The organism is Pseudomonas sp. TWP3-2, from assembly GCF_049897765.1.
Taxonomy (GTDB): Bacteria; Pseudomonadota; Gammaproteobacteria; order Pseudomonadales; family Pseudomonadaceae; genus Aquipseudomonas.
On sequence record NZ_JAFCWW010000001.1, the window covers coordinates 424,850 to 448,344 of the forward strand.

General features: G+C 59.7%; 19 protein-coding genes. 12 read left to right on the forward strand and 7 right to left on the reverse strand.

Annotation, left to right across the window (positions count from 1 at the left end):
- The first annotated feature begins 123 nt into the window (after nucleotides 1–123).
- Nucleotides 124–435, forward strand: coding sequence for a hypothetical protein (locus ACP7EE_RS01935; RefSeq protein WP_426233126.1), 312 nt, complete (start codon nucleotides 124–126; stop codon nucleotides 433–435).
- A 50-nt stretch (nucleotides 436–485) separates the two neighbouring features.
- On the opposite strand, the gene ACP7EE_RS01940 is transcribed toward ACP7EE_RS01935, so the two are convergent.
- Nucleotides 486–734 carry a hypothetical protein gene (locus ACP7EE_RS01940; protein ID WP_426233128.1) on the reverse strand — a complete coding sequence of 83 codons (249 nt, stop codon included), beginning with the start codon at nucleotides 732–734 and terminating at the stop codon, nucleotides 486–488.
- 258 nt (nucleotides 735–992) lie between these two features.
- Nucleotides 993–1,406, reverse strand: coding sequence for a hypothetical protein (locus ACP7EE_RS01945; RefSeq protein WP_420646946.1), 414 nt, complete (start codon nucleotides 1,404–1,406; stop codon nucleotides 993–995).
- Nucleotides 1,407–1,800: 394 nt separating this feature from the next.
- Between ACP7EE_RS01945 and ACP7EE_RS01950 the strand changes: the two genes are divergently transcribed.
- Nucleotides 1,801–2,637, forward strand: a complete 837-nt coding sequence (locus ACP7EE_RS01950; protein WP_426233130.1) for a 23S rRNA (adenine(2030)-N(6))-methyltransferase RlmJ — start codon at nucleotides 1,801–1,803, stop codon at nucleotides 2,635–2,637.
- 70 nt (nucleotides 2,638–2,707) lie between these two features.
- Here ACP7EE_RS01950 and msrA read toward each other — a convergent pair whose 3' ends face one another.
- The 5 genes from msrA to aceE form a co-directional block, all read right to left on the reverse strand.
- Nucleotides 2,708–3,373, reverse strand: a complete 666-nt coding sequence (msrA, locus tag ACP7EE_RS01955) for a peptide-methionine (S)-S-oxide reductase MsrA (RefSeq protein ID WP_426233132.1) — start codon at nucleotides 3,371–3,373, stop codon at nucleotides 2,708–2,710.
- Nucleotides 3,374–3,468: 95 nt separating this feature from the next.
- Entirely contained in the window at nucleotides 3,469–6,165 is a 2,697-nt protein-coding gene (locus tag ACP7EE_RS01960) for a putative bifunctional diguanylate cyclase/phosphodiesterase (RefSeq protein WP_420646949.1), read from the reverse strand.
- Nucleotides 6,166–6,363: 198 nt separating this feature from the next.
- Nucleotides 6,364–7,758 carry an alkaline phosphatase D family protein gene (locus tag ACP7EE_RS01965; protein WP_426233134.1) on the reverse strand — a complete coding sequence of 465 codons (1,395 nt, stop codon included), beginning with the start codon at nucleotides 7,756–7,758 and terminating at the stop codon, nucleotides 6,364–6,366.
- Between the two features lie 281 nt (nucleotides 7,759–8,039).
- Nucleotides 8,040–9,998 carry a dihydrolipoyllysine-residue acetyltransferase gene (gene aceF, locus ACP7EE_RS01970; protein ID WP_426233136.1) on the reverse strand — a complete coding sequence of 653 codons (1,959 nt, stop codon included), beginning with the start codon at nucleotides 9,996–9,998 and terminating at the stop codon, nucleotides 8,040–8,042.
- An 11-nt stretch (nucleotides 9,999–10,009) separates the two neighbouring features.
- Nucleotides 10,010–12,655 (reverse strand): pyruvate dehydrogenase (acetyl-transferring), homodimeric type, encoded by a 2,646-nt coding sequence (gene aceE / locus ACP7EE_RS01975; RefSeq protein ID WP_420646952.1) that lies wholly within the window; start codon nucleotides 12,653–12,655, stop codon nucleotides 10,010–10,012.
- Between the two features lie 262 nt (nucleotides 12,656–12,917).
- Between aceE and ACP7EE_RS01980 the strand changes: the two genes are divergently transcribed.
- The 10 genes from ACP7EE_RS01980 (at nucleotide 12,918) to ACP7EE_RS02025 (ending at nucleotide 23,483) form a co-directional block, all read left to right on the forward strand.
- Complete coding sequence (locus tag ACP7EE_RS01980) at nucleotides 12,918–13,043, forward strand: hypothetical protein (protein WP_420646953.1); 126 nt, start codon at nucleotides 12,918–12,920, stop codon at nucleotides 13,041–13,043.
- Entirely contained in the window at nucleotides 13,040–15,979 is a 2,940-nt protein-coding gene (gene glnE, locus ACP7EE_RS01985) for a bifunctional [glutamate--ammonia ligase]-adenylyl-L-tyrosine phosphorylase/[glutamate--ammonia-ligase] adenylyltransferase (RefSeq protein WP_426233138.1), read from the forward strand. The genes ACP7EE_RS01980 and glnE overlap by 4 nt, the downstream gene beginning before the upstream one ends.
- 50 nt (nucleotides 15,980–16,029) lie before the next feature.
- On the forward strand, nucleotides 16,030–17,064 hold the full coding sequence (gene waaF / locus ACP7EE_RS01990; protein WP_426201660.1) for a lipopolysaccharide heptosyltransferase II: 1,035 nt from the start codon (nucleotides 16,030–16,032) through the stop codon (nucleotides 17,062–17,064).
- A gap of 1 nt (nucleotide 17,065) precedes the next feature.
- Nucleotides 17,066–18,127 carry a lipopolysaccharide heptosyltransferase I gene (gene waaC / locus ACP7EE_RS01995; RefSeq protein WP_420646956.1) on the forward strand — a complete coding sequence of 354 codons (1,062 nt, stop codon included), beginning with the start codon at nucleotides 17,066–17,068 and terminating at the stop codon, nucleotides 18,125–18,127.
- On the forward strand, nucleotides 18,127–19,248 hold the full coding sequence (locus ACP7EE_RS02000) for a glycosyltransferase family 4 protein (RefSeq protein WP_426233142.1): 1,122 nt from the start codon (nucleotides 18,127–18,129) through the stop codon (nucleotides 19,246–19,248). The genes waaC and ACP7EE_RS02000 overlap by 1 nt, the downstream gene beginning before the upstream one ends.
- A complete protein-coding gene (rfaP, locus tag ACP7EE_RS02005) occupies nucleotides 19,249–20,055 on the forward strand; it encodes a lipopolysaccharide core heptose(I) kinase RfaP (RefSeq protein ID WP_426201653.1) in 807 nt (268 codons plus the stop codon).
- On the forward strand, nucleotides 20,055–20,789 hold the full coding sequence (locus ACP7EE_RS02010) for a lipopolysaccharide kinase InaA family protein (RefSeq protein WP_420646959.1): 735 nt from the start codon (nucleotides 20,055–20,057) through the stop codon (nucleotides 20,787–20,789). Before rfaP ends, ACP7EE_RS02010 begins: the two co-directional genes overlap by 1 nt.
- Nucleotides 20,786–21,538 carry a lipopolysaccharide kinase InaA family protein gene (locus tag ACP7EE_RS02015; RefSeq protein ID WP_426233144.1) on the forward strand — a complete coding sequence of 251 codons (753 nt, stop codon included), beginning with the start codon at nucleotides 20,786–20,788 and terminating at the stop codon, nucleotides 21,536–21,538. Before ACP7EE_RS02010 ends, ACP7EE_RS02015 begins: the two co-directional genes overlap by 4 nt.
- The gene (locus ACP7EE_RS02020; protein ID WP_426233146.1) at nucleotides 21,538–22,989 is read left to right on the forward strand and encodes a lipopolysaccharide kinase InaA family protein; all 1,452 of its coding nucleotides are present in this window, start codon (nucleotides 21,538–21,540) and stop codon (nucleotides 22,987–22,989) included. The genes ACP7EE_RS02015 and ACP7EE_RS02020 overlap by 1 nt, the downstream gene beginning before the upstream one ends.
- Before the next feature lie 158 nt (nucleotides 22,990–23,147).
- Nucleotides 23,148–23,483 carry a YceK/YidQ family lipoprotein gene (locus tag ACP7EE_RS02025; RefSeq protein ID WP_420646962.1) on the forward strand — a complete coding sequence of 112 codons (336 nt, stop codon included), beginning with the start codon at nucleotides 23,148–23,150 and terminating at the stop codon, nucleotides 23,481–23,483.
- Nucleotides 23,484–23,495: the final 12 nt, after the last annotated feature.

The window sequence follows — 23,495 nt, forward strand, 5'->3', positions numbered from 1 at the left end:
AGGACACGCTTCGGCGTGACCGAGGTCCATGATTGCTCGGTTCCTACTCTTGCGCACGGCTGCCACCCAAACCTGTAGGAAGGTGCGTTGGCGGTTCACATTCACAATCATGGAGATAACAAAATGACGAATTTGCACCCCGATCCACCCTACGAAAAAATCATCCCCCATCCGAACAACCGCTTCATGGCCTTGACCGGCAATTGCAGCGACATGCCCGCATTGTTCGTCGACACCCACGTCCCGCTCGACATCCTGATGGACGCCGCCAACTACCGCATCCGCGCCGTAATTCAGGTCTTGGAAAACATGTGCATGCGCGGCTCGGTCGAGTGCGACTCAATCATCCTCAGCGACTTCGCCCAGTTGTGCGTGATACCGCTGCGCGATGGGTGTGATGTGCTGGATGTGATCGGCAAACGCTTACGCGCCTGATAAAGAATCCTCTGCAGCGAGGGGGTGAGCCCTCTCGCGGCAGATTGCTTTCAGGAGGTTTTTGTAACGCCAGTCATGAGTTGTCCCATGGGACCATCGGTGATCGAAAAGCTGACTTTGTCACCGGCTTTTACTGTCGGTGCTGTTCGCGTCGTCTCCATCAATGTTGCTCCTCCATTGTCGAGAGTCACGGTGATGTTGTAGGTAGCACCAATTAGCGCAGCGTATCGCGGGTCTGTGGTGTCCGAAACTGATGCAACGGTGCCGGTTCCTGTCGTGGTTGTAATAGGCTTAGCCATTTTTGAGTTCCTTTTCGAGAGGGATTGAGACTGCCCAAGCGGTAATGGCTGCTGGTTCAGTGGATTCATTAAGTGTCGTTTTTCGGCGATTTGGGTACTGTCAGAGTTGACAGGTATGGGGCGCGAAACGCTGGAAAAGCGCACCGTCTGTCGGGATTTGGTCAGCGTTCGCTGTGAGATGGGTTTTATCGGGTTGAAGCAGTCAATTTCCGGCGCGAGATCCAAACTGTACCTATTTGATAGTTCGACCTTTGGTGGTTATTCGGAAATGTAAGGGTCTTGAGTTTTGATGAAGCTGTCGAAGGCTTTGGAGTTGTAGACCTCAAGGCATGCGTGGAAGACGACTTTCTGATTTGAGTATTTGCTGGCCGAGTGCGTCTGTTCGTAGGCTGCGAGGACGTAAGCCCTGGTTTGTTCGTAGGGATCGTGCAGGTCTTGCAGCGTGTCTTCATTCTGCAGGACTGTGTGCATGCCTTTGCCCATGAAGGAATAGGCTCCGGCGGACAGGCTGATGTCTTTTTTCAGTTCGGATGGTTCGGGGAAGGGCGCCAGGATGCATTGGCTCAAGCCATAGTTTTTCAGGGTTTGGCGGGCTTGTTCGGTGTGGTTTTCGTTGGCGTGGGTTTGGGCTGATGTGAGTAGGCACGCTAAGGGAATGATCAGGCGATGCATGTTTTCTGACTTCCTGTCTGGATTGTTGGGCCAGTGTAAGGCTTTCGATCGTGGCCCTCACCCTAGCCCTCTCCCAGAGGTAGAGGGGACCGACCGAGGTGTTTGGGAGACCTACGCCGACCTGCGGCTTCGATGGTGAACTTGGCTTGGCCAAGCCTGGGTCGCAGGGTGCTGGGCTGGGCTGGGCTTAGCTTGGTCAAGCCTGAGGTCGCGGTGATTTTCAGGTCGATGTAAGCCGGGAGATCAACTCGGTCAGTCCCCTCTCCCTTTGGGAGAGGGTTAGGGTGAGGGGCTCCTAGAGGATGTACGCGGTAGCAAGACTGGCCACTCAGCCCGCAACCCCTGACTTGCCGCGCGGTAAAAGGTAAACTTCCCGCCCTGCGCAGGAGCAATCATGAATTATCGTCACGCCTTCCATGCCGGCAATCACGCCGATGTGTTCAAACACCTGACTCTGACCCGCCTGTTCGCCCTGATGGCGCGCAAGGAGCAGCCGTTTGCCTATCTCGACAGCCACGCCGGTATCGGTCTGTATGACTTGCAGGGCGATCAGGCCAATCGGACCGGCGAGTACCTGGAAGGCATCGCGCGCTTGTGGGATCAACCGGATCTGCCGGCGCTGACCGCCGACTATATGCAGGTGTTGCACGAGATGAATCCGGACGGTCAGTTGCGCTATTACCCGGGTTCGCCGGAGCTGGCGCGGCGTCTGACGCGGCCGCAGGATCGGGTGATGCTCAACGAGAAGCACCCGGAAGACGGCGTGCTGCTCAAGGACAACATGGCCGGTGATCGCCGGGTCAAAGTGCAGTTGGGCGAGGGCTGGCATGTCGCGCGGGCGATGTTGCCGGTGCAGGAAAAGCGCGCGGTGATGTTGATCGATCCGCCGTTCGAGCAACTGGATGAAATGCAGCGTTGTGCCGCGTCGATGAAAGAGGCAATTGGCCGGATGCGTCAAACCGTGGCGGCGATCTGGTATCCGGTGAAGGATCAGCGTGCGCTGCGACGTTTTTATCAGGATCTGGCCGGCACTGGCGCGCCGAAACTGTTGCGGGTCGAGCTGCTGGTGCATCCGCTGGATACGCCGAACAGTCTGAACGGTTCAGGAATGGCGATTGCCAATCCGCCGTGGGGGCTGGAGGAAGAATTGCGTGAGCTGCTGCCGTGGTTGTCGAAGAAGCTTGGGCAGACGCAGGGTGGGTGGCAGATGGATTGGTTGATTGCCGAGTAACAGCTGCAAGTTTGAAGCTACAAGCTGCAAGTTGAAGCAGCTTGCAGCTTGCAGCTTGTAGCTTTAAAGCTTAATTCCCCGCCAGACTCGGTGGCATGCACACGCCCGTGCCGCCAATCCCGCAGTAACCTTCCGGATTTTTCGCCAGATACTGCTGGTGATACGTCTCGGCGAAATACACGGTCGGCGCCTGCTCGATCTCGGTGCTGATTTCACCCAGGCCAGCCTTGCTCAGTTCAGCCTGATAGGCCTCTTTGCTCTTCAAGGCCGCGTCCAGTTGCTGCGGCGAGGTCGCGTAGATCACTGAGCGGTACTGGGTGCCGATGTCATTGCCCTGGCGCATGCCTTGTGTCGGGTTGTGCAGTTCCCAGAACATCGCCAATAGCGCTTCGTAGCTGAGCTTGTCCTTGTCGAACACCACCAACACCACTTCAGCATGACCGGTCAGGCCCGAGCAGACTTCTTCGTAAGTCGGGTTCGGTGTGAAGCCGCCGGCGTAACCGACCACGGTGCTGACCACGCCTTCGCGCTGCCAGAAGCGGCGTTCGGCGCCCCAGAAACAACCCAGACCGAAAATTGCAAAATCCACGTCTTGAAAGAACGGGCCGAGCAGCGGCGTGTCTGTGAATACGAAATGATTTTCCGGCAGGGTCATCGCGGTTTCGCGGCCAGGCAGAGCTTGATCTTTAGTCGGGAGCACGTTTTTGTTCACCAGAATTTCCGAGCGCAGAACCATGATCAGTCCTCTCAGTCAGGTTGAATGTAAAAAATCAGACCGCCAGTGTGCCGAATGATGCCCGATTTCGCACTATTCAAATGTGGGGCGCAAATTCAGAGGCAGAGCGGGCCGCGCGGGTAGCGCTTGAGTGCCTGGATCAGCTCGGCGCCGGGGATCGGCCGGTCGAACAGGTAGCCCTGACCGACGTCGCAACGGTGACGGCGCAGGAATGCCAACTGTTCAGCGGTCTCGATGCCTTCGGCCACAACCTTGAGTTTCAGGTTGTGCGCCATGGCGATCACGGCGGAGGTGATTTCCATGTCGTCCTGGTTGTCCGGGATTTCGTGGATGAAGCTGCGATCGATCTTGATGATGTCGATCGGGAATTTTTTCAGATAGCTGAGCGACGAGTAACCAGTGCCGAAGTCGTCCATCGCCAGGGTCAGACCGAGACGTTTGAGCTGATCGAGCTGCAAGTGCGTGTCTTCGGTGGCTTCCAGCAGCAGGCCTTCGGTCAGCTCCAGCTCGAGCAGATTGGCCGGCAGCGCTTCTTCCTTGAGGATATTGGCGATAGAGGCGACCAGGTCCGGATCGGAGAACTGCTTGGGCGACAGGTTGATCGCCACTTGCAGATTGCCCAGCCCGGCCGCAGTCAGCGCTTTGCTCATGCGGCACGCCTGACGCGCGATCCACTTGCCGATCGGGATGATCAGACCGGTTTCTTCGGCGACGCTGATGAACTGATCCGGGCGGATCATGCCGCGCTCCGGGTGGTTCCAGCGCAACAGCGCTTCCATGCCCAATAGGCGGCCGCTGCGCAAACACAGCTTCGGCTGATAGAACACATCCAGCTCGTTCTGGGTCAGGGCGCGGCGCAGGTTGTTCTCGACGAACAGCTTGTAGCTGGCCTCGGCGTTCAGTGCTTCGGTGAACACTTGCACCTGATGTTTGCCGTTGGCCTTGGCCTTGTGCAGGGCCAGACCGGCGTTGCGCATCAGAGTCTGCGGGTCGCGGCCGTGCAGCGGCGCACACGCCAGGCCTACTGAGCCGGTGACGCTGATCAACTGGTTGTCGACGAACATCGGTTTGTCGAGGGTCGCCAGCAATTGATTGGCAATCTGCTGACCCGTCACAAGGTCGGTGTCGTCCAGCAGCACGGCAAATTCGTTACTGGCGAAGCGCGCCAGACTGCCGCTCGGGCTGAGGCTGTTGCGCAGACGCCGCGCCAGACTGATCAGCAATTTGTCGCCAGTCTGATGGCCGAGGCTGTCGTTGATCCGCTTGAAATTATCGATGTCCACCAGCAGCAGGCTGATCGGCGAATCGCTGTCGCGGGCGAAGCGTTCGTCCAGATTGCGGATGAACGCCGGGCGATTGCCGAGGTTCGTCAGGTTGTCGGTATAGGCCAGACGCTCAATACGCTGCTGCGCGAGCTTGGTGTGGGTGATGTCTTCGTAGATGCCGATGTAATGCGTCAGCTCGCGGTTATCGCCGTAGACCTTGGAGATCGACAGCTGGCCCCAGTACGGTTCGAGATTCTTGCGGCGGCTCTTGAATTCGCCCTGCCAACTGTTGCTCTTGGCCAGCGCCGAGGGCGCGTCGAACAGCAATTCGCTGAGGTTTTCCAGTGCCGGCAGCTCCGACAGACGCTGGCCATGGACTTCGTCTGTGGTGTATTGAGTGATCGCGGTGAAGCTCGGGTTGACGTACTCGACCACGCCGTCGCAGTTGACCAGCAAAAACGCGTTGGCGCTTTGCTCGACCGCACGCTGGAACAGGTGCAGGGCGCTGGTGGCGGTGCGGCGGTTGTGGTTGTTGATGACTTGCGCGAACTGGTCGGCCAGCTCGCCGGCGAAGGCGATTTCGTCGGACTGCCAGGCGCGAGTGGCGCCGGTTTGTTCCAGGCACAGCACACCGACCACTTGGCCGTCGACGCGGATGCTCGCATCGAGCATGGCGTTGACGTCGCGCGGGCGCAGGGCTTCGGCCATTTCCCGGGTACGCGGGTCGCGCATCGCGTTGTGGGCGTCGATGGCGCGGCTGCTGTGCAGTGCGTCCAGGTAGTCGGGGAAGCCGCTGACGTCGATCACGTCCGGCAGAATGTATTCCTGCGTGGCGCGATGATAGGCCGAGATCGGAATCAGGCGCTGATCTTCAAGATTCCACAGGCTGGCGCAGTCGATTTCGTAGATGTCGCAGGCGCAGCGGGTGATCAGTTCGGCGGCTTCTTGCAGCGAGTTGTGGCTGCTGTAGCGCTGACGGGCCAAGAGCAGGATCAGATCCTGTTGCGCGCGCACGCGCTCCAGATGTTGCAACTGTTCCTGCTGGGCGCGCTGGTTGAGTTCGAGGGCGATTTGCAGGCGCGAATTCTGCGTTTCCAGATCCAGCGAGGGTGGCGCTGGCGCAGCATCGAACACCGCATCGACCACCATCAGGTAACCGCGCAGCAAATGACGATTGTGTTGTTTGTAGGCTTCGCCCAGTTCCAGCACATTCAGTGCGCCGGCCGGGGTGTGCAGGGTGTAGCGCGCCATGTAATGCGGGCTGGCGGCGAGTTGCTGCTGGATGGCGTCGTGCAATTGATAACGCGCTTCCGGCTCCATCAGACTCGCGTAGGGCGAACCGACCAGAGCGCATAGCTCAACCGCCGGCTGACCAAACTGACGCTCGCAGTTGGGGTCGAGAAACAGCATCGCCCAGCTCGCCTCATTCAAGCGCTCGAAACGCAGCATGCCGAGCCGCGAAGGCACGGGCAACTGCGTCACTACCTCGGCCACCATACGGCTGGCGGCATCGGGCTGGCTCTTCATTGAGGGAACTCGCTTGGATATATGCTGAACGCGCCGGGCTCTCGCCCTCATTACTCTTGCCTGCGGCAAGGTTGCATCATTGCGGCACTGACTGACAAGAGTGATGAAGGCCAAGTGCTATAAGAATGTGTCGGCTGCGTTCGGGTTTTCTCCAGCGGTTGGCTGAAATCAGCGAAACATGCTTCGATCTCGCACGATTCAGCGCAGATCTATCTTGATTGATTGCAGCTGTTTTCCATCGCGATCATGGTAATTCACGCGGATCTGCCCGGCATCGACCAGCATGTGGGCAAAATTGTCCTGACTCACCACTGCGCTGGTCAGCTCATGCCGATAGTCACCGTCGGCCGTTAGCGCCAAAGGCTGATCGAGGATAAATGTCGAGGCTTTGGCGTAGGGCAGCAACTTGCTGTTGTGCAGCGGCGAGGAAACGATGGTATGGACTTCGAAGTCCGGGTCTGCGCTGTGGGTCAGGCGCGAGGTCAGTGAGCCATGCACATCGCCGGAGATGAACACTACGTTCTTCAGTCGATGGGTGCGAATCACTTCCAGCAGGCGCAAGCGTTGCGCGGGAAAGCTCTTCCACGCGTCATCGCCGTGGAGTTTGCGATCCGGATAGAACATGACACTGGTGACTACAAACTTGACCCGTGCCGGGCTTTCGATCAGCCATTGGCACAGCGCTTGCTCCTGTTCTTCGTCCAGAATCCGGCGGTCATCTTGCGCCAAGTTGCGCCGGGTGCGACTGTCAGTGACAAACCATTCGATATCTCCATCGCTGAACTGATACCAATAGTTTTTTAATACCTGGTCAACTTGTCCGTTGGAAGTAACCGCGCAGGCCGGACTGTGACTGGCTTGATATATCTCATAAGCCGTCATTGCGTTACGGAACAACGAAGCGTCGGATTTGTGGGCATTGACCGGCCAGTTATCTTCTATCTCATGATCATCGAGAATCATGTAAGTTGGCGTGCCGGACATCAAGCGTTGAATGTTGGGTTGGGAGAACGCTGCGCGGTACTTTTCAAGAATTTCGTTATACTCCCGATCCGGCGCAATCAGGTTCAGATCGTCTACGTAGATCTGGTCGCCGGTCATCATGATCGCGCTGACCGGTGGCTGCGCGCCTTCGATCAACTGGCCGATGGATGAAAAAATTCGATCGCCCAAGTGCGGCAGTGACGGGATTCCCGCCGTCAGACGCAGGTAGCGACACGAGCCGAGGATATAAGCACGCGGTTGCGCGATCGCAGCGGCGCGGGTGCGCAGGCGATAAACTTCGCGAGGCCATTGCAGCGGCAGCTCCATCACGCTGTCCACAGTGTGGGTCGGACTCATCGGGCTAAACCAGCCCGCCTGGTATTCGTAGTCGGTGTCGGCGGTTAATTTGTCGAGCAGGATAACGGCTGACATGTCGCGCAGTAACTCAAGTTTTGCGAACGGGGCTTTCAGCCACTGTTGCGTTCCGGATACCCGGTAACGAATTCCACCGAACACTGCGGTATTTAATTGAAACTCACCGCGTATAAAAATTCGCGATTGATTAGTTGTGGTGTGGCCAATAATCGGGCCGACGGTGGGCTTGAGCATGTTCGAATCCATTCGAATTGATATAAGTTAAAAGTTACAGTTTCCCAACTATTGTCGGCGGTAACTTAGTTGCGCCAAGGTTAGTTGTGCGCGCATAAAAAATATCGAAGCGAAGGGGACTTGGGCTGTGGCCGAATTCAGCACAGTTTGTGGGAAAAATTCGATAGGTCTTTATTACAGGCAAAAAAAGCCCCGCCAAACTGACGGGGTTGAGGTACGAGCGTGTGGCGCTCGAAAACGTGGAACGCGATTGGCCCTCCGTTGCCGGAGGGCCGATCGGCTTACAGCAGGATCGTGCGGATGTCCGCCAGCAGGCTGCTCAGACGCTGGGTGAAGCGTGCGGCAGCGGCGCCGTTGATCACACGGTGATCGTAGGACAGCGACAGCGGCAGCATCAGTTTCGGCTGGAAGGCTTTGCCGTCCCAGACTGGCTGGATGGTTGCCTTGGAAACACCGAGGATCGCCACTTCCGGCGCGTTGACGATCGGCGTGAAGCCGGTGCCGCCAATGTGGCCGAGGCTGGAAATGGTGAAGCAGGCGCCTTGCATGTCGTCAGCGGTGAGCTTCTTGTCGCGGGCTTTGGCTGCCAGCGCAGCCGCTTCAGCAGCCAGTTGCAGCAGGCTTTTCTGATCGACGTTCTTGATCACCGGTACCAGCAGGCCATCCGGCGTGTCGACGGCGAAGCCGATGTTCACGTATTTCTTGCGGATGATCGCTTTGCCGCTTGGCGCCAGCGAACTGTTGAAGTCCGGCAGTTCCTTGAGCATATGCGCGCAAGACTTGAGCAGCAGCGGCAGGATGGTCAGCTTGACGCCAGCCTTCTCTGCAACGGCTTTCTGCGCGATACGGAACGCTTCCAGCTCGGTGATATCAGCCGAATCGAACTGCGTCACGTGCGGAATGTTCAGCCAGCTGCGGTGCAGACTCGACGCGCCGATCTGCATCAGACGAGTCATCGGCACTTCTTCGATTTCGCCGAAACGGCTGAAGTCGACGACCGGAATCGGCGGGATGCCTGCGCCACCGGTTGCGCCGGCAGCAGCGGCCGGTGCTTCCTTGGCCTTCTGCATCATGGCTTTGACGTAAGCCTGGACGTCTTCTTTCAAGATGCGACCGTGTGGACCGCTTGCGCCGACAGCGTTCAGCTCGACACCGAACTCACGCGCCAGTTGACGCACGGCCGGGCCGGCGTGAACTTTGGCGCCTGGCTTGGCAGGAGCAGCAACCGCAGCGGCAACCGCAGGTGCGGCGGCAGCAGGAGCAGCAGCGGCTGGCGCAGGTGCGCTCGGTGCAGCCGCGGCAGGTGCCGGAGCAGCAGCCGGAGCGGCGCCTTTGACTTTCAGTTTCAGAATCAGGTCGCCGGTGCTGACTTCGTCATCCAGTTTGACGGAAATGCTTTCCACCACGCCGGCGGCAGGCGATGGAATTTCCATGCTGGCCTTGTCGGATTCCAGGGTGATCAGCGACTGATCGGCTGTCACGCTGTCGCCAGCCTTGACCAGAACTTCGATGATCTTGGCTTTGCCAGCCGAACCGATGTCCGGAACGTGGATGTCCTGAACGCTGTCGGCAACCGGTGCAGCAGGCGCGGCAGCTTGAGCCGGCGCAGCAGCAGCGGCCGGAGCAGCAGCCTGAGCCGGAGCGGCCGCAGCAGGCGCCGCAGCACCCGCCACTTCCAGATCCAGAATCAGGTCGCCAGTGCCGACTTCATCGTTGAGCTTGACGCTGATGGCTTTGATCACGCCAGCGGCAGGCGATGGGATTTCCATGCTGGCCTTGTCGGATTCAAGGGTGATCAGCGATTGATCAGCTGCGACGGTGTCGCCGACCTTGACCTGAATCTCGATGATCTGTGCCTTGCCGGCCGAGCCGATGTCCGGCACGTGCACTTGCTGAACCGAAGCGGTAGCAGGTGCAGCAGCAGGCGCGGCCGGTGCAGGTGCAGCAGCCGGAGCTGCTTCCGCCTTGGCCGCCGGAGCGGCTGCCGCAGGAGCCGCTTCAGCGGCGCCCTCGACTTCCAGTTCAAGCAGTTCGTCGCCTTCTTTCAGGCGATCGCCCAGCTTCACTTTCAGGCTCTTGACGATACCGGCCTTCGGGGCCGGCACTTCCATGCTGGCCTTGTCCGATTCCAGGGTCAGGATGCTCTGGTCGGCTTCGATACGGTCGCCGACCTTCACAAACAATTCGATTACTTCACCTTCACCGCTGCCGATGTCAGGTACGCGAATGAGTTCGCTCACAGGGGTTCTCCTCAGCAGTCCAGTGGGTTGCGTTTTTCCGGGTCGATGCCGAACTTGACGATGGCTTCAGCCACCACCTTAGGTTCGATATCACCACGGTCAGCCAGTGCTTCCAGGGCTGCCAACACCACGAAATGACGGTCAACTTCGAAGAAATGACGCAGTTTCTTGCGGCTGTCGCTGCGGCCGTAGCCGTCGGTGCCGAGGACTTTGAATTCCTTGGACGGTACCCACTGACGAATCTGCTCGGCGAACAGTTTCATGTAGTCGGTGGAGGCGATGACCGGACCTTTACGGCCGTTCAGGCACTCTTCGACGTAGCTCAGCTGCGGCTTCTGGCCCGGGTGCAGACGGTTGCTGCGTTCAACGGCAAGGCCGTCGCGACGCAGTTCGTTGAAGCTGGTAACGCTCCATACGTCGGCACCGATGTTGAACTCTTCACGAAGGATCTTCGCAGCTTCACGCACTTCACGCAGGATGGTGCCGGAGCCCATCAGTTGCACGTGGTGCGCGGCTTCGCGGGTGTCTTCTTCCAGCAGATACATGCCTTTCTTGATGCCTTCTTCGGCACCGGCCGGCATGGCTGGCTGCTGGTACGACTCGTTCATCACGGTGATGTAGTAGAAGACGTCCTGTTGCTCTTCGGTCATCTTCTTCATGCCGTCCTGAATGATCACCGCCAGCTCGTAGCCGTAGGTCGGATCATAGGTGCGGCAGTTCGGGATGGTCGCGGCCAGCATGTGGCTGTGACCGTCTTCGTGTTGCAGGCCTTCACCGTTCAGGGTGGTACGGCCGGCGGTGCCGCCGATCAGGAAGCCACGGGTGCGGCTGTCGCCAGCGGCCCATGCCAGATCGCCGATACGCTGGAAGCCGAACATCGAGTAGAAGATGTAGAACGGCAGCATCGGCTGGTTGTGGCTGGAGTACGAAGTACCGGCAGCGATGAAGGAGCTCATGGCGCCCGCTTCGTTGATGCCTTCTTCGAGAATCTGGCCCTTCTTGTCTTCCTTGTAGAACATCACCTGGTCTTTATCGACTGGCTCGTAGAGCTGGCCGACGGAGGAGTAAATGCCCAACTGACGGAACATGCCTTCCATACCGAAGGTACGGGCTTCGTCCGGGATGATCGGTACGATGCGTTGGCCGATTTCCTTGTCCTTGACCAGTTGCGCGAGGATGCGCACGAAAGCCATGGTGGTGGAAATTTCACGGTCGCCCGAACCGTCGAGGATAGCCTTGAGGGTATCCAGTGGCGGCGTCGGAATGTTGAAACTCTTGGCGCGGCGCTGTGGCACGAAACCGCCGAGGGCCGTGCGGCGCTCGCTCAGATAGCGAGCTTCTGCGCTGCCGACTTCCGGCTTGAAGAACGGCAGGTTTTCCAGCTCCTCATCCTTGACCGGGATGTCGAAACGATCACGGAACAACTTCAGGCTGTCGACATCGACTTTCTTGGTGTTGTGCGCAGTGTTTTTCGCTTCGCCGGCACCGGTGCCATAACCCTTGATGGTCTTGGCGAGGATGACGGTCGGTTGTTCTTTGTGGTTGACCGCTTCGTGGTATGCCGCGTAGACCTTGTACGGGTCGTGGCCGCCACGGTTGAGTTTCCAGATCTCGTCGTCGGACAGATCAGCAACCATCGCCTTGAGTTCTGGCGTGTTGAAGAAATGTTCACGCACGAACGCGCCGTCTTTGGCTTTGTAGTTCTGGTACTCGCCGTCGATGACTTCGTCCATGCGACGTTGCAGGATGCCGTCGACGTCTTTGGCCAGCAGAGGGTCCCAGAAACGGCCCCAGATGACTTTGGTCACGTTCCATTGAGCACCACGGAACACGCCTTCGAGTTCCTGGATGATCTTGCCGTTGCCGCGAACCGGGCCGTCGAGGCGCTGCAGGTTGCAGTTGATGACGAAGATCAGGTTGTCGAGCTTCTCGCGGCCGGCCAAGGAGATTGCACCCAGCGATTCCGGCTCGTCGCACTCGCCATCGCCGAGGAAGCACCAGACTTTCTGCTTGCCTTCAGGGATGAAACCACGGGCTTCGAGGTACTTCATGAAGCGTGCCTGGTAGATCGCCTGGATCGGGCCCAGCCCCATCGAAACGGTCGGGAACTGCCAGAAATCAGGCATCAGCCATGGGTGCGGGTAGGACGACAGACCGTTGCCATCAACTTCCTGACGGAAGTTGTTCATCTGGTCTTCGGTGATGCGGCCTTCCATGAATGCACGGGCGTAAACGCCTGGCGAGGTGTGGCCCTGGAAGTAGATCAGATCGCCGCCGTGTTCTTCGGTCGGGGCCTGGAAGAAGTAGTTGAAGCCGATGTCATACAGGGTCGCACTGGAAGCGAAGCTGGAGATGTGACCGCCCAGGTCAGAATCTTTCAGGTTCGTGCGCATTACCATGGCCATCGCGTTCCAGCGCACCAACGAGCGAATGCGGCGTTCCATGAACAGGTCGCCAGGCATGCGTGCTTCGTGGGTAACGGGGATGGTGTTGCGGTAAGGCGTGGTGATGGCGTACGGGAGTTGCGAACCGCTGCGGGTTGCTAGCTCACCCATACGGGTCATCAGATAATGAGCGCGGTCTTCGCCTTCTTTATCGAGAACCGATTCCAGGGCGTCCAGCCATTCCTGGGTTTCGACGGGATCGAGGTCTTGCATGGCTTGCTCCAGGGCGGAAAGGCTTCCAGAATCGGTTGCCTGAGTTTGCGACTGGCCTTGTGGGCAGACGATTTAAAATTCTTGGATTGCCGACTGGTTGTTCCGGCGGCGTGTAGTTTTACTACAAATCTTCCGGCATTTCAGCCTTTCGCATGTATAGACGAGTAGTAAAACTACAGATGAAAGGCTTCTGGCCTCCAACTGCGTTGTGAGAATAATCGTTAAGGTTGGTCGTTTTCCATCCGCAAAAGGTGAAAGATTGATGCTGGCTGCCAAAGAAGAAGAAAAATCAGCTATTTCTAACTTTTGTTCGACAGTCCATCGCGTAGCGGGTTTTCACCATTCACTACAAGCGGCCATTTACACGCCGATCAAGGATAGACCATGACCCTGCCCGTGCTTGCCGAACTGCCCGCCATTCTCCTGCCATTGGTCAGCCGATCTGCGCAGTCGTTCCACACGGCGGTTGCCGCGCTGGACGACGATCATGGCTTCGCATTGTGGACGCCTGAGCGCTGGGCGCAATTCGAGCGTGTCACCGCTGCCAGCGATTTCGTGATTGAACAGAGTGTTCGTGACCCTTTGATGTTGCTCGCGCTGGTGCAGTCCGGCGAGCTCGACCGACCGTTCGCTGCCGGTGAGTTGTGCGCGCAGATCGCAGCGGCGGTGAGTGCCGCGCAGACCGAAGACGAACTTGGCCGCGTTCTGCGTCGTCAGCGCGCCCGGCATCAGGTGCGGATCATCTGGCGCGACCTGACGCGCCAGGCCGATCTGGTGCAGACCTGCCGTGATCTCTCGGACATGGCCGACGCCAGCATCGATCAAGCCTATCAGTGGTTGTACAGCCGCCATTGCCAGCAGTTCGGCACACCGACCGGCCGCCGCAGCGGCGAGCCACAGCAAATGGTCATCCTCGGCATGGGCAAGCTCGGCGCGGTCGAGCTAAATCTGTCTTCGGATATCGACCTGATTTTCGCCTACCCCGAGGGCGGCGAAACCGTCGGCGTGAAACGTGCGCTGGATAATCAGGAATTCTTCATCCGTCTCGGTCAGCGCCTGATCAAGGCCCTCGATCCGATCACCGTCGACGGTTTTGTGTTCCGCGTCGATATGCGCCTGCGGCCGTACGGTTCTTCCGGCGCGCTGGTGCTGAGCTTCAATGCGCTGGAGCAGTATTACCAGGATCAGGGCCGCGACTGGGAACGCTACGCGATGATCAAGTCGCGGGTGGTGGCCGGCGATCAAGTCGCCGGTGCGCAGTTGCAAGAGATGCTGCGACCGTTCGTTTATCGGCGCTATCTGGACTTCTCGGCTATCGAAGCACTGCGCACCATGAAGCAATTGATCCAGCAGGAAGTGCGGCGCAAAGGCATGGCCGACAACATCAAGCTGGGTTCTGGCGGCATTCGTGAAGTTGAATTCATCGCCCAAGCGTTCCAGTTGATCCACGGCGGACGCGATCTGAGTCTGCAACAGCGTCCGCTATTAAAGGTATTGAGCACGCTGGAGGGACAGGGTTATCTGCCGCCGGCGGTGGTCAGCGAGTTGCGCGAAGGTTACGAGTTTCTGCGTTACACCGAACACGCGATCCAGGCGATTGCCGACCGGCAGACGCAAATGCTGCCGGACGGCGCGCAGGATCAGGCGCGTATCGCTTTCATGCTCGGCTTCGACAGCTGGGATGCGTTCCACGAAAAACTGGTGTTCTGGCGTGGCCGCGTGGCCTGGCATTTCGCTCAGGTGATCGCTGATCCCGACGAAGAAGAGGGCACCGAAAGCGAAGTGGTGGTCGGCGGCGAATGGCTGCCGCTGTGGGAAGAAGCGCAGGACGAAGAGGCCGCTTGCCGACAACTGGAGGAGGGCGGTTTCGCTGATGCGAGCAAGGCCCTGAGAGCGTTGGCGGGCCTGCGCGGCAGTCCGCAATTGCGCGCGATGCAGCGTCTGGGCCGTGAGCGCCTCGATGCGTTTATCCCGCGTCTGCTTGCCCAAGCAGTTGAGCACGACAACCCGGATCTGGTGCTGGAACGGGTATTGCCGCTGGTGGAAGCGGTTGCCCGGCGCTCGGCCTATCTTGTATTGCTCACGGAAAACCCTGGCGCGCTGCGCCGCTTACTGACGCTGTGTGCGGCCAGTCCGTGGATTGCCGAGCAGATCACCCGTTTCCCGCTGCTGCTCGATGAATTGCTCAACGAAGGGCGTTTGTTCAAACCGCCATTGGCGCCGGAACTGGCCGCCGAGTTGCGCGAACGCCTGACGCGTATCCCGGAAGACGATCTCGAACAACAGATGGAAGCGCTGCGCCATTTCAAACTGGCGCACCGTTTGCGCGTGGCTGCCTCGGAAATCGCCGGCAGCCTGCCGTTGATGAAAGTCAGCGATTATCTGACCTGGCTCGCCGAAGCGATCCTCGAGCAAGTGCTGGCCCTGGCCTGGCGTCAGACCGTGGCCAAGTACGGCACGCCGCTGCGCACCGACGGCACCCTGTGCGATCCCGGCTTCATCATTGTCGGTTACGGCAAAGTCGGCGGTCTGGAGCTCGGGCATGGTTCGGATCTGGATCTGGTGTTCATCCACGACGGCGATCCGCAGGCGGAAACCGATGGGGCGAAACCTATCGACGGCGCGCAGTTCTTCACCCGTCTCGGCCAGCGGATCATTCACTTGCTGACGGCGCAGACCAACTCCGGTCAGCTGTATGAAGTTGATATGCGTCTGCGCCCGTCCGGGGCATCCGGGTTGCTGGTGAGTTCGCTCGGCGCGTTTGCGCGCTATCAGGAAAACGAAGCCTGGACCTGGGAGCATCAGGCGCTGGTGCGCGCGCGGGTGCTGGTCGGCAGTCAGGATGTTGGCCAAGCGTTCGAGAAGGTTCGCGCGCAAGTGTTGGGCAAGGGGCGCGATCTGGCCAAGCTGCAACAGGAGGTCAGCGAGATGCGCGCGAAGATGCGCGGCAACCTCGGTAGCAAGAGCACCGCTGCCGGTACGGCGGCTAACGCCTTCGAGGCCACGGCGCCGTTCGATCTCAAGCAGGACGCCGGAGGTATCGTCGATATTGAATTTATGGTGCAATACGCGGCCCTGGCGTTGTCGCAGACCCACCCGGCGTTACTGCGCTGGAGCGACAATATCCGCATTCTGGAAGAGCTGGAACACGAAGGGCTGATGCCTGCCGAAGATGCCAGTCTGTTGCGCGAGGCCTACAAAGCCTACCGCTCCGCCGCGCACCGACAGGCCTTGCAGAAGGATCCCGGGGTAATACCGGGCGACCAGTTCGCGGACGAACGGCGCCAGGTAATGCGAATCTGGCGTGAGCTGGGGCTAAGCTGATTTTCGCGGCGGGGAGGCATTGGCCTCCCCGGTTCGTTTTTGGAAACCACATGAATATTCTGATCGTTGGGCCCAGTTGGGTCGGTGACATGGTGATGGCGCAGACACTGTTTCAGTGTCTCAAGCAACGCCACCCGCAGTGCGAGATCGACGTACTGGCCCCCGAGTGGAGCCGGCCGATCCTCGAGCGCATGCCTGAAGTGCGCAAGGCCTTGAGCTTCCCGCTCGGCCACGGCGCGCTGGAACTGGCGACGCGTCGACGCATCGGCAAGTCCCTGCGCGGCCAGTATGACCAGGCGATTCTGCTGCCGAACTCGCTGAAGTCGGCGCTGGTGCCGTTCTTTGCCGGCATCCCCAAACGTACTGGCTGGCGCGGCGAATTCCGTTATGGCTTGCTGAATGACGTGCGCACGCTCGATAAAGAGCGCTATCCGCTGATGATCGAGCGCTTCATGGCGCTGGCTTATGAGCCGAACGCCGAGCTGCCAAAACCCTATCCGCGTCCAAGCCTGCAAATCGATCCGGTCAGCCGCGAGGCCGCGCTGGCCAAGTTCGGTCTGAGCCTCGACCGTCCGGTGTTGGCCCTGTGTCCCGGCGCCGAGTTTGGTATTTCCAAGCGCTGGCCGTCCGAGCACTACGCCAAGGTTGCCGAAGCACGCATTCGCGAAGGCTGGCAGGTGTGGCTGTTCGGTTCGAAGAACGATCACGCGGTTGGTGAAGAAATCCGCGCGCGGCTGATTCCTGGCTTGCGTGAAGAATCGGTCAACCTCAGTGGCGATACATCGATGGCCGAGGCGATTGATCTGCTGTCCTGCGCCGACGCGGTAGTCTCCAACGATTCCGGGCTGATGCACGTTGCGGCGGCGCTGAATCGTCCATTGGTGGCGGTCTACGGTTCGACTTCGCCGGGCTTCACCCCGCCGCTCGCCGAGCACGTCGAGATCGTGCGCCTGGGCCTCGATTGCAGCCCGTGCTTCGAGCGCACTTGCCGTTTCGGCCATTACAACTGCCTGCGCCAGCTGATGCCGGACGCGGTCAACGAAGCCTTGCAGCGTTTGCAGGGCTCTGTGGTCGAGGTTCAATAGTTTGCGCATATTGCTGATCAAGACTTCATCGCTGGGCGACGTGATTCACGCGTTGCCGGCGCTGACTGACGCCGCCCGGGCCATTCCCGGAATCAAGTTCGACTGGGTGGTGGAAGAAGGCTTCGCCGAGATTCCGACCTGGCACCCGGCCGTGGGCAAAGTGATTCCGGTGGCGATCCGCCGCTGGCGCAAGAACATCTGGAAAACCATCACCAGCGGCGAGTGGAAGCGCTTCAAGCAAGCGGTACGCGCGCAGAAATATGACTTGGTAATCGACGCCCAGGGCCTGCTGAAAAGCGCCTGGCTGACGCGCTACGTCAAGGCTCCGGTGGCCGGTCTGGATAAAGGCTCGGCGCGCGAGCCAATTGCCGCGCGGTTCTACGACCGCAAACTGGCAGTGGCGCGTGGTCAGCACGCGGTCGAGCGTGTGCGTCAGTTGTTCGCCATCGCTTTAGGCTATGACTTGCCGAAAGGCTTGGGCGATTACGGTCTCAACGTCGAGCCGCTGGTCGAGTTGCCACGCAAGAGTGCCTACGTGGTGTTCCTGCACGGCACCACGTGGGACACCAAACACTGGCCGGAAGCCTACTGGCGCGAGCTGACCGAACGCGTCGGCTACCTCGGCGTCGGCATCAAGCTGCCGTGGGGCAATCCGCTGGAGAAGGCCCGCGCCGAGCGCATCGCTGCCGGTTTCAAACACGCCGAAGTGCTGCCGAAACTCAATCTGGCCGGGGTCGGCAAAGTCTTGGCCGGCGCGCAGGCTTGCGTGGCGGTGGACACCGGTCTGGGCCACTTGGCCGCTGCGCTGGATGTGCCGACGATTTCCCTGTTCGGCCCGACCAATCCGGGCCTGACCGGCGCCTATGGCAAGCTGCAGATTCATCTCGGCAGTGACTTCCCGTGCGCGCCGTGCCTGCAAAAGAAATGTACGTATCAACCGACCGCGCAGGATGCCCGTCAGTTTGACCTGAAACGCGAGTGGCCTCTGTGCTTCACGCGTCTGAATCCCGAGCGTGTCGCCAGCCGTCTGAGCACGTTGTTAATGGCTGAGGAGCTGCGCTGATGCAATTGGCTTTTGTCCTGTACAAATATTTCCCGTTCGGTGGTCTGCAGCGCGATTTCATGCGCATCGCCCTCGAATGCCAACAGCGCGGCCACAAGATTCGCGTCTACACGCTGATCTGGGAGGGCGACGTGCCGCCCGGTTTCGAAGTGCTGGTGGCGCCGGTCAAGGCGTTCTTCAATCACCGCCGTAACGAAAAACTCAGCGCGTGGATGGAGGCTGATCTGGCCAAGCGTCCGGTGGATCGTCTGATCGGCTTCAACAAGATGCCGGGGTTGGACGTGTATTACGCCGCCGACGGCTGCTTCGAAGACAAGGCGCAGAATCTGCGCAACTTGCTGTACCGTCGCTGGGGCCGCTACCGGCATTTCGCCGAGTACGAGCGCGCGGTGTTCGCCAAAGACGCGAAGACCGAAGTGCTGATGATTTCCGAAGTGCAGCAGCCGCTGTTCATCAAGCATTACGACACGCCGCTGGAACGCTTCCATTTGCTGCCGCCGGGCATCGCTCAGGATCGTCGCCGTCCAGCGGATGCCGACGAGATTCGTGCCGGGTTCCGCGCCGAATTCAATCTGAAAGACGACGAATTGCTGTTGGTGCAGATCGGCTCCGGGTTCAAGACCAAGGGCGTTGATCGCAGCCTCAAAGCACTGGCCGCGCTGCCAGCCGAATTGAAGAAACGCACCCGGCTGTTTGTAATCGGCCAGGATGACCCCAAATTGTTCCAGATGCAGAGCGCCACTCTGGGGCTCGGCGATAACGTGACGTTCCTCAAGGGCCGTAGCGATATCCCGCGTTTCCTGCTCGGCGCCGATCTGTTGATCCACCCGGCGTACAACGAAAACACCGGTACCGTGCTGCTCGAAGCGCTGGTCGCCGGGTTGCCGGTACTGGTCAGCGCGGTCTGCGGTTACGCCCATTACATCGCCGAGGCCGACGCCGGGCGAGTGCTGGACGAACCGTTCGATCAGGCGCAGTTGACGCAATTTTTGACTGAAATGTTGCACGACGACGCTGCACGGGCGGCCTGGAGCCGCAACGGTCTGGCTTTTGCCGAGACGGCCGACCTCTACAGCATGCCGCAGCACGCGGCCGATGTGATTCTGGCGGAGCACGCTTAAATGAAGTTGATGCTGGCTGAACCGTTCAAGAGCCTCTGGGCTGGCCGCGATCCGTTCGCGGAAGTCGAGGGCTTGCAAGGCGAGGTATACCGCGAGCTGGAAGCTCGGCGGACTTTGCGCACGGAAGTCGACGGCAACGGATTTTTCGTCAAGATCCACCGGGGCATTGGCTGGGGCGAAATCTTCAAAAATCTGCTGACCGCCAAGCTGCCGGTGCTCGGCGCGGGCCAGGAGTGGAAGGCGATCCAGCGTTTGCAGGAAGTCGGCGTGCCGACCATGACCGCCGTTGCATACGGCGAGAAGGGTAGCAACCCGGCAGATCAGCATTCGTTCATCGTCACCGAAGAGCTGGCGCCGACCGTCAGCCTCGAAGATTTCAGCATCGACTGGATCAAGCAGCCACCGCAGCCGAAACTCAAGCGCGCACTGATCGCCGAAGTCGCACGCATGACCGGCATGATGCACCGCGCCGGGGTTAACCATCGCGACTGCTACATCTGCCACTTCCTGCTGCACACCGACAAACCGGTGACGGCTGAAGACTTCAAGCTTTCGGTGATCGACCTGCACCGTGCCCAGACCCGCACGAAGATCACACAGCGCTGGCGCAACAAGGATCTGGCCGCGCTGTACTTTTCCGCGCTGGACATCGGTCTGACTCGCCGCGACAAACTGCGTTTTCTCCAAGGCTATTTCCAGCAACCGCTGCGCCAGATTCTGGCGGAAGAAGCAGCGCTGCTGAGCTGGCTCGAAGGCAAGGCCAACAAGCTTTATGCGCGCAAACAGCGTTATGGGGATGCGCTCTGATGGCCGGTTGGACTTTAGAGCCTGAGTACAGCGACCTCGCGGAAGATTTCGGTAGCCTTGAAGCGGTGTTCGCGTTGCAGGGCGAGCGCCTGACCTGGGATCCGCTGTCCGAGGTGATTCGCGTACAGCGCAATGGCGTCAATTATTACGTCAAGCGCTACGTCGGTGCCGGCAAAGGCTTGCGCCGTTATCTGGGCAAACCTCGGGTGAAGATGGAGTGGCAGAATCTCAAGCGTTTCGCCAAATGGGGTATTCCCACAGCCGAGGTTGTGGCTTGGGGCCTGGAACGCAACGGCATGGCGTATGACCGTGGGGCGATGATCACCCGCGAATTGCCGCGTACCGAAGACCTGTCGGCGCTGGCCGACCGCAATGATCCGAAACTCAAGGATCGGGCCTGGGTCGATGGTGTCAGCCGCCAGTTGGCCGCGTATACCCGCGTGATGCATGACCATCGCTTCACGCACAACGATCTGAAATGGCGCAATTTGCTGATCGACGATCAGGCACAGCTGTTTCTGATCGACTGCCCGAACGGCGATTTCTGGCGCGGGTTCTGGCTCAAGTACCGGATCACCAAGGATCTGGCCTGCCTCGACAAGGTGGCCAAATATCACCTGTCGAGTACCCAGCGCCTGCGCTTTTACCTGCAATATCGCCAGCGTGACCGACTGAATGCCGCCGACAAGAAACGCATTCGTCACGTAGTGAGATTTTTCGAGGGACGCGAATGACTGATTTTCTCGCCGCTGAAGACCGAGCGCTGCTTGAGCGCCACGGCCTCGGTTCCTTCGACGCACTCTGGGCCAAACAGCTCGAAGCGGTGGATGAGCCGAACACCGCCGGCGGAGGCTGGAGCAGCGTGTTTCGCCTCGAGGTTGAAGGTCACGCCTATTACCTCAAGCGCCAGAGCAATTATCTGACCCGCACCTTGCATGCGCCGTTCGGCGAGCCGACCTTTGCCCGGGAATTTCGCAACATCAGTCGCTACAAAAAGCTCGGGATTCCAGCGTTGCAAGCGGTGTTCTTCGGTCAGCGCAAAGTCGAAGGCGAAGTCCGCGCGATCCTGCTGACCCGTGCCCTCGATGGCTGGGACGATCTTGATTCGCTGTTGCAGCGCTGGTCGAGTCTGAGCGCTGCGCAGCAATCGGCGATTCTCACGGCCTGCGGTCAACTGGCGCGGTATCTGCACGGTGTGCGTCAGGTGCATGGCTGTTTTTATCCCAAGCACATTTTCTTGCAGGCCAATGGCGCGGGCTATCGAGCGCAGTTGATCGATCTGGAGAAAACCCGGCCATTGCTGTTCGGTCAGCGTGATCGGGTCAAGGATCTTGAACCGCTACTGCGGCGTGCACCGCAGTGGAGCGAAGCGCAGCAGCGTGAACTGCTGGCGGTGTATCTCGAGCAATCGACCGACAGTTCGCTGGTCGACAGCTGGATCACACGGCTGACCGCGCGCCGCAGCTACAAGAGGGCGCGCTGATGCAGCTGTCCGACCTGAAAAACGCCGGGCGCACGCCGAGTCTGCCGCTGACTGTCTCGTTGGCGGATGCGGCGGGCACGGCGGATTTGCAGTTGCTCAGCCTGCTGCGGGTATTGCCGGGCCAGCGTTACGTCGGTGCCGGCGTGTGGCGCGGGCGCCCGGTGCTGGCCAAGTTGCTGGTGGGCGGCAAAGCCGCGCGGCATTTTCAGCGTGAACTGCAAGGCGTGAAACTGCTGGCCGCGCAGGGCCTGACCACGCCGCTGCTATTGGCCGATGGTTTGAAGGACGGTGAGGGCGGCTGGCTGCTGTTCGAATTCCTCGAAAACGCGGAAAGTCTGGGTGATGCCTGGCAGCAAGTCGAAGCATTGCCGGTGCTGGCAGATGAGCAAACAGCCGTATTGGCCGAAGCCCTTGGCGCTATTGCTCAACTGCACGGCAAAGGGTTGTGGCAGGAAGATCTGCATCTGGATAACTTGCTGCGCCACGGCGGTCAGTTGTACTTGATCGACGGTGCCGGTATCTGCGCCGAAAGCGCTGGCCAACCGTTGTCGCGACAGAAAGTGCTGGAAAACCTCGGGGTGTTTTTCGCCCAGTTGCCCAAGGCGCTGGAACCGTTCACCGAAGAACTGCTCGTGCATTACCTGCTGAGCAACGCCGAGCATGCATTGCCGCTGGAAGCCTTGCAGAAGCAGATCGACAAAGTCCGCGCCTGGCGTTTGCGCGATTACCTGATCAAGGTCGGGCGTGAATGCACGCTGTTCAGTGTCCAGCGCGGCGCGTTCGGATTGCGCGCGATTCGCCGCGAGGAAGAAGCGGCGATGCTGCCGGTGCTGGAGCAGGCCGATGCCTTGCTCGATCAGGGCCATCTGTACAAGACCGGCGGCGCGGCGAGCGTCGGAAAGGTCGAAGTGGCCGGTCGCGCGCTGGTGATCAAGCGTTACAACATCAAGGGGTTCGCCCATTGGCTCAAACGTTTCTGGCGTCCGAGCCGCGCCTGGCATTCGTGGCGTGAAGGCAATCGCCTGGCCTTCCTCGGGATCGCCACGCCGAAACCGCTGGCGATGCTGGAGACGCGGTTTTTCTGGCTGCGCTGCAAGGCTTACCTGGTGACGGAATATCTGCCGGGGCCGGACATCATCGAGCGGTTTGCGCCGTACGTGGAAAACGGCGATGCGCCGGAAAATGAATTACTCGCGCTGGATAACTTGTTCGCGCGGCTGATTGCCGAGCGCATCAGCCATGGCGATTTCAAGGGCCACAACCTGTTCTGGCACGAGGATCGCTGGGCGCTTATCGATCTGGATTCGATGTGCCAGCACGGCTCCGTGGGCAGCTTTGCCCCGGCCTATGCGAAGGATCGCGCGCGGTTCATGCGTAACTGGCCGGAGAGCAGCGCGTTGTATCAACTGATTGATCAGCGTTTGCCCAAGGATGTGTCGGGCGCTGCGTGATTTATCTCGCATGCCTGTAGGGCCATTCCGCAAAAAATTCTGATGGGGCATGTGGCGACAAATCCTTGTGACTTGTCCTACAGCCTCTACAGAACCCATGAACTGCCCCTCCTTCAGGCCCGATGCTAATTTGCCCCAATGTTTGTGGAGGGCAAATCTTGAGCATAAAAACGGCTGTAACCATCGGCGCTTTTTCCTGGGCTTTATCCGGCTGCGGCACCGCCGTCACGGTGTTGCAGGATGATGAAGGCGCTACGCGAAGTCTGAGAAAACAAAAAACCTACTGCCAATCCATTCCGCGCGTTTACAGCGGTCTGGCCCACGGCTTCTGTCTGCTGCATGCGCCTCCCGATCCCACGGGCATTCTGGTGCCCGTCGTCCTGCTTGACCTGACCCTGTCCGGGGTACTCGACACGGCGTGCCTGCCGTACACGATCTATCGCCAGACGGTGGATGGGAGCATCAGCATTTACTGGCGCGTGGGTCGCAGATAGCCCGCCAGGACG

Excerpts from the sequence above, each read along its gene's own strand:
- ACP7EE_RS01945 (WP_420646946.1), bottom strand. The coding sequence starts at position 1,406 with ATGCATCGCCTGATCATTCCCTTAGCGTGCCTACTCACATCAGCCCAA.
- aceE (WP_420646952.1), bottom strand. The coding sequence starts at position 12,655 with ATGCAAGACCTCGATCCCGTCGAAACCCAGGAATGGCTGGACGCCCTG.
- ACP7EE_RS01935 (WP_426233126.1), top strand. The coding sequence starts at position 124 with ATGACGAATTTGCACCCCGATCCACCCTACGAAAAAATCATCCCCCAT.
- ACP7EE_RS01960 (WP_420646949.1), bottom strand. The coding sequence starts at position 6,165 with ATGAAGAGCCAGCCCGATGCCGCCAGCCGTATGGTGGCCGAGGTAGTG.
- ACP7EE_RS02010 (WP_420646959.1), top strand. The coding sequence starts at position 20,055 with ATGGCCGGTTGGACTTTAGAGCCTGAGTACAGCGACCTCGCGGAAGAT.
- ACP7EE_RS01940 (WP_426233128.1), bottom strand. The coding sequence starts at position 734 with ATGGCTAAGCCTATTACAACCACGACAGGAACCGGCACCGTTGCATCA.
- ACP7EE_RS02000 (WP_426233142.1), top strand. The coding sequence starts at position 18,127 with ATGCAATTGGCTTTTGTCCTGTACAAATATTTCCCGTTCGGTGGTCTG.
- ACP7EE_RS01950 (WP_426233130.1), top strand. The coding sequence starts at position 1,801 with ATGAATTATCGTCACGCCTTCCATGCCGGCAATCACGCCGATGTGTTC.
- waaF (WP_426201660.1), top strand. The coding sequence starts at position 16,030 with ATGAATATTCTGATCGTTGGGCCCAGTTGGGTCGGTGACATGGTGATG.
- ACP7EE_RS02020 (WP_426233146.1), top strand. The coding sequence starts at position 21,538 with ATGCAGCTGTCCGACCTGAAAAACGCCGGGCGCACGCCGAGTCTGCCG.
- ACP7EE_RS01980 (WP_420646953.1), top strand. The coding sequence starts at position 12,918 with ATGCTGGCTGCCAAAGAAGAAGAAAAATCAGCTATTTCTAACTTTTGT.
- glnE (WP_426233138.1), top strand. The coding sequence starts at position 13,040 with ATGACCCTGCCCGTGCTTGCCGAACTGCCCGCCATTCTCCTGCCATTG.
- ACP7EE_RS01965 (WP_426233134.1), bottom strand. The coding sequence starts at position 7,758 with ATGCTCAAGCCCACCGTCGGCCCGATTATTGGCCACACCACAACTAAT.
- ACP7EE_RS02015 (WP_426233144.1), top strand. The coding sequence starts at position 20,786 with ATGACTGATTTTCTCGCCGCTGAAGACCGAGCGCTGCTTGAGCGCCAC.
- rfaP (WP_426201653.1), top strand. The coding sequence starts at position 19,249 with ATGAAGTTGATGCTGGCTGAACCGTTCAAGAGCCTCTGGGCTGGCCGC.
- msrA (WP_426233132.1), bottom strand. The coding sequence starts at position 3,373 with ATGGTTCTGCGCTCGGAAATTCTGGTGAACAAAAACGTGCTCCCGACT.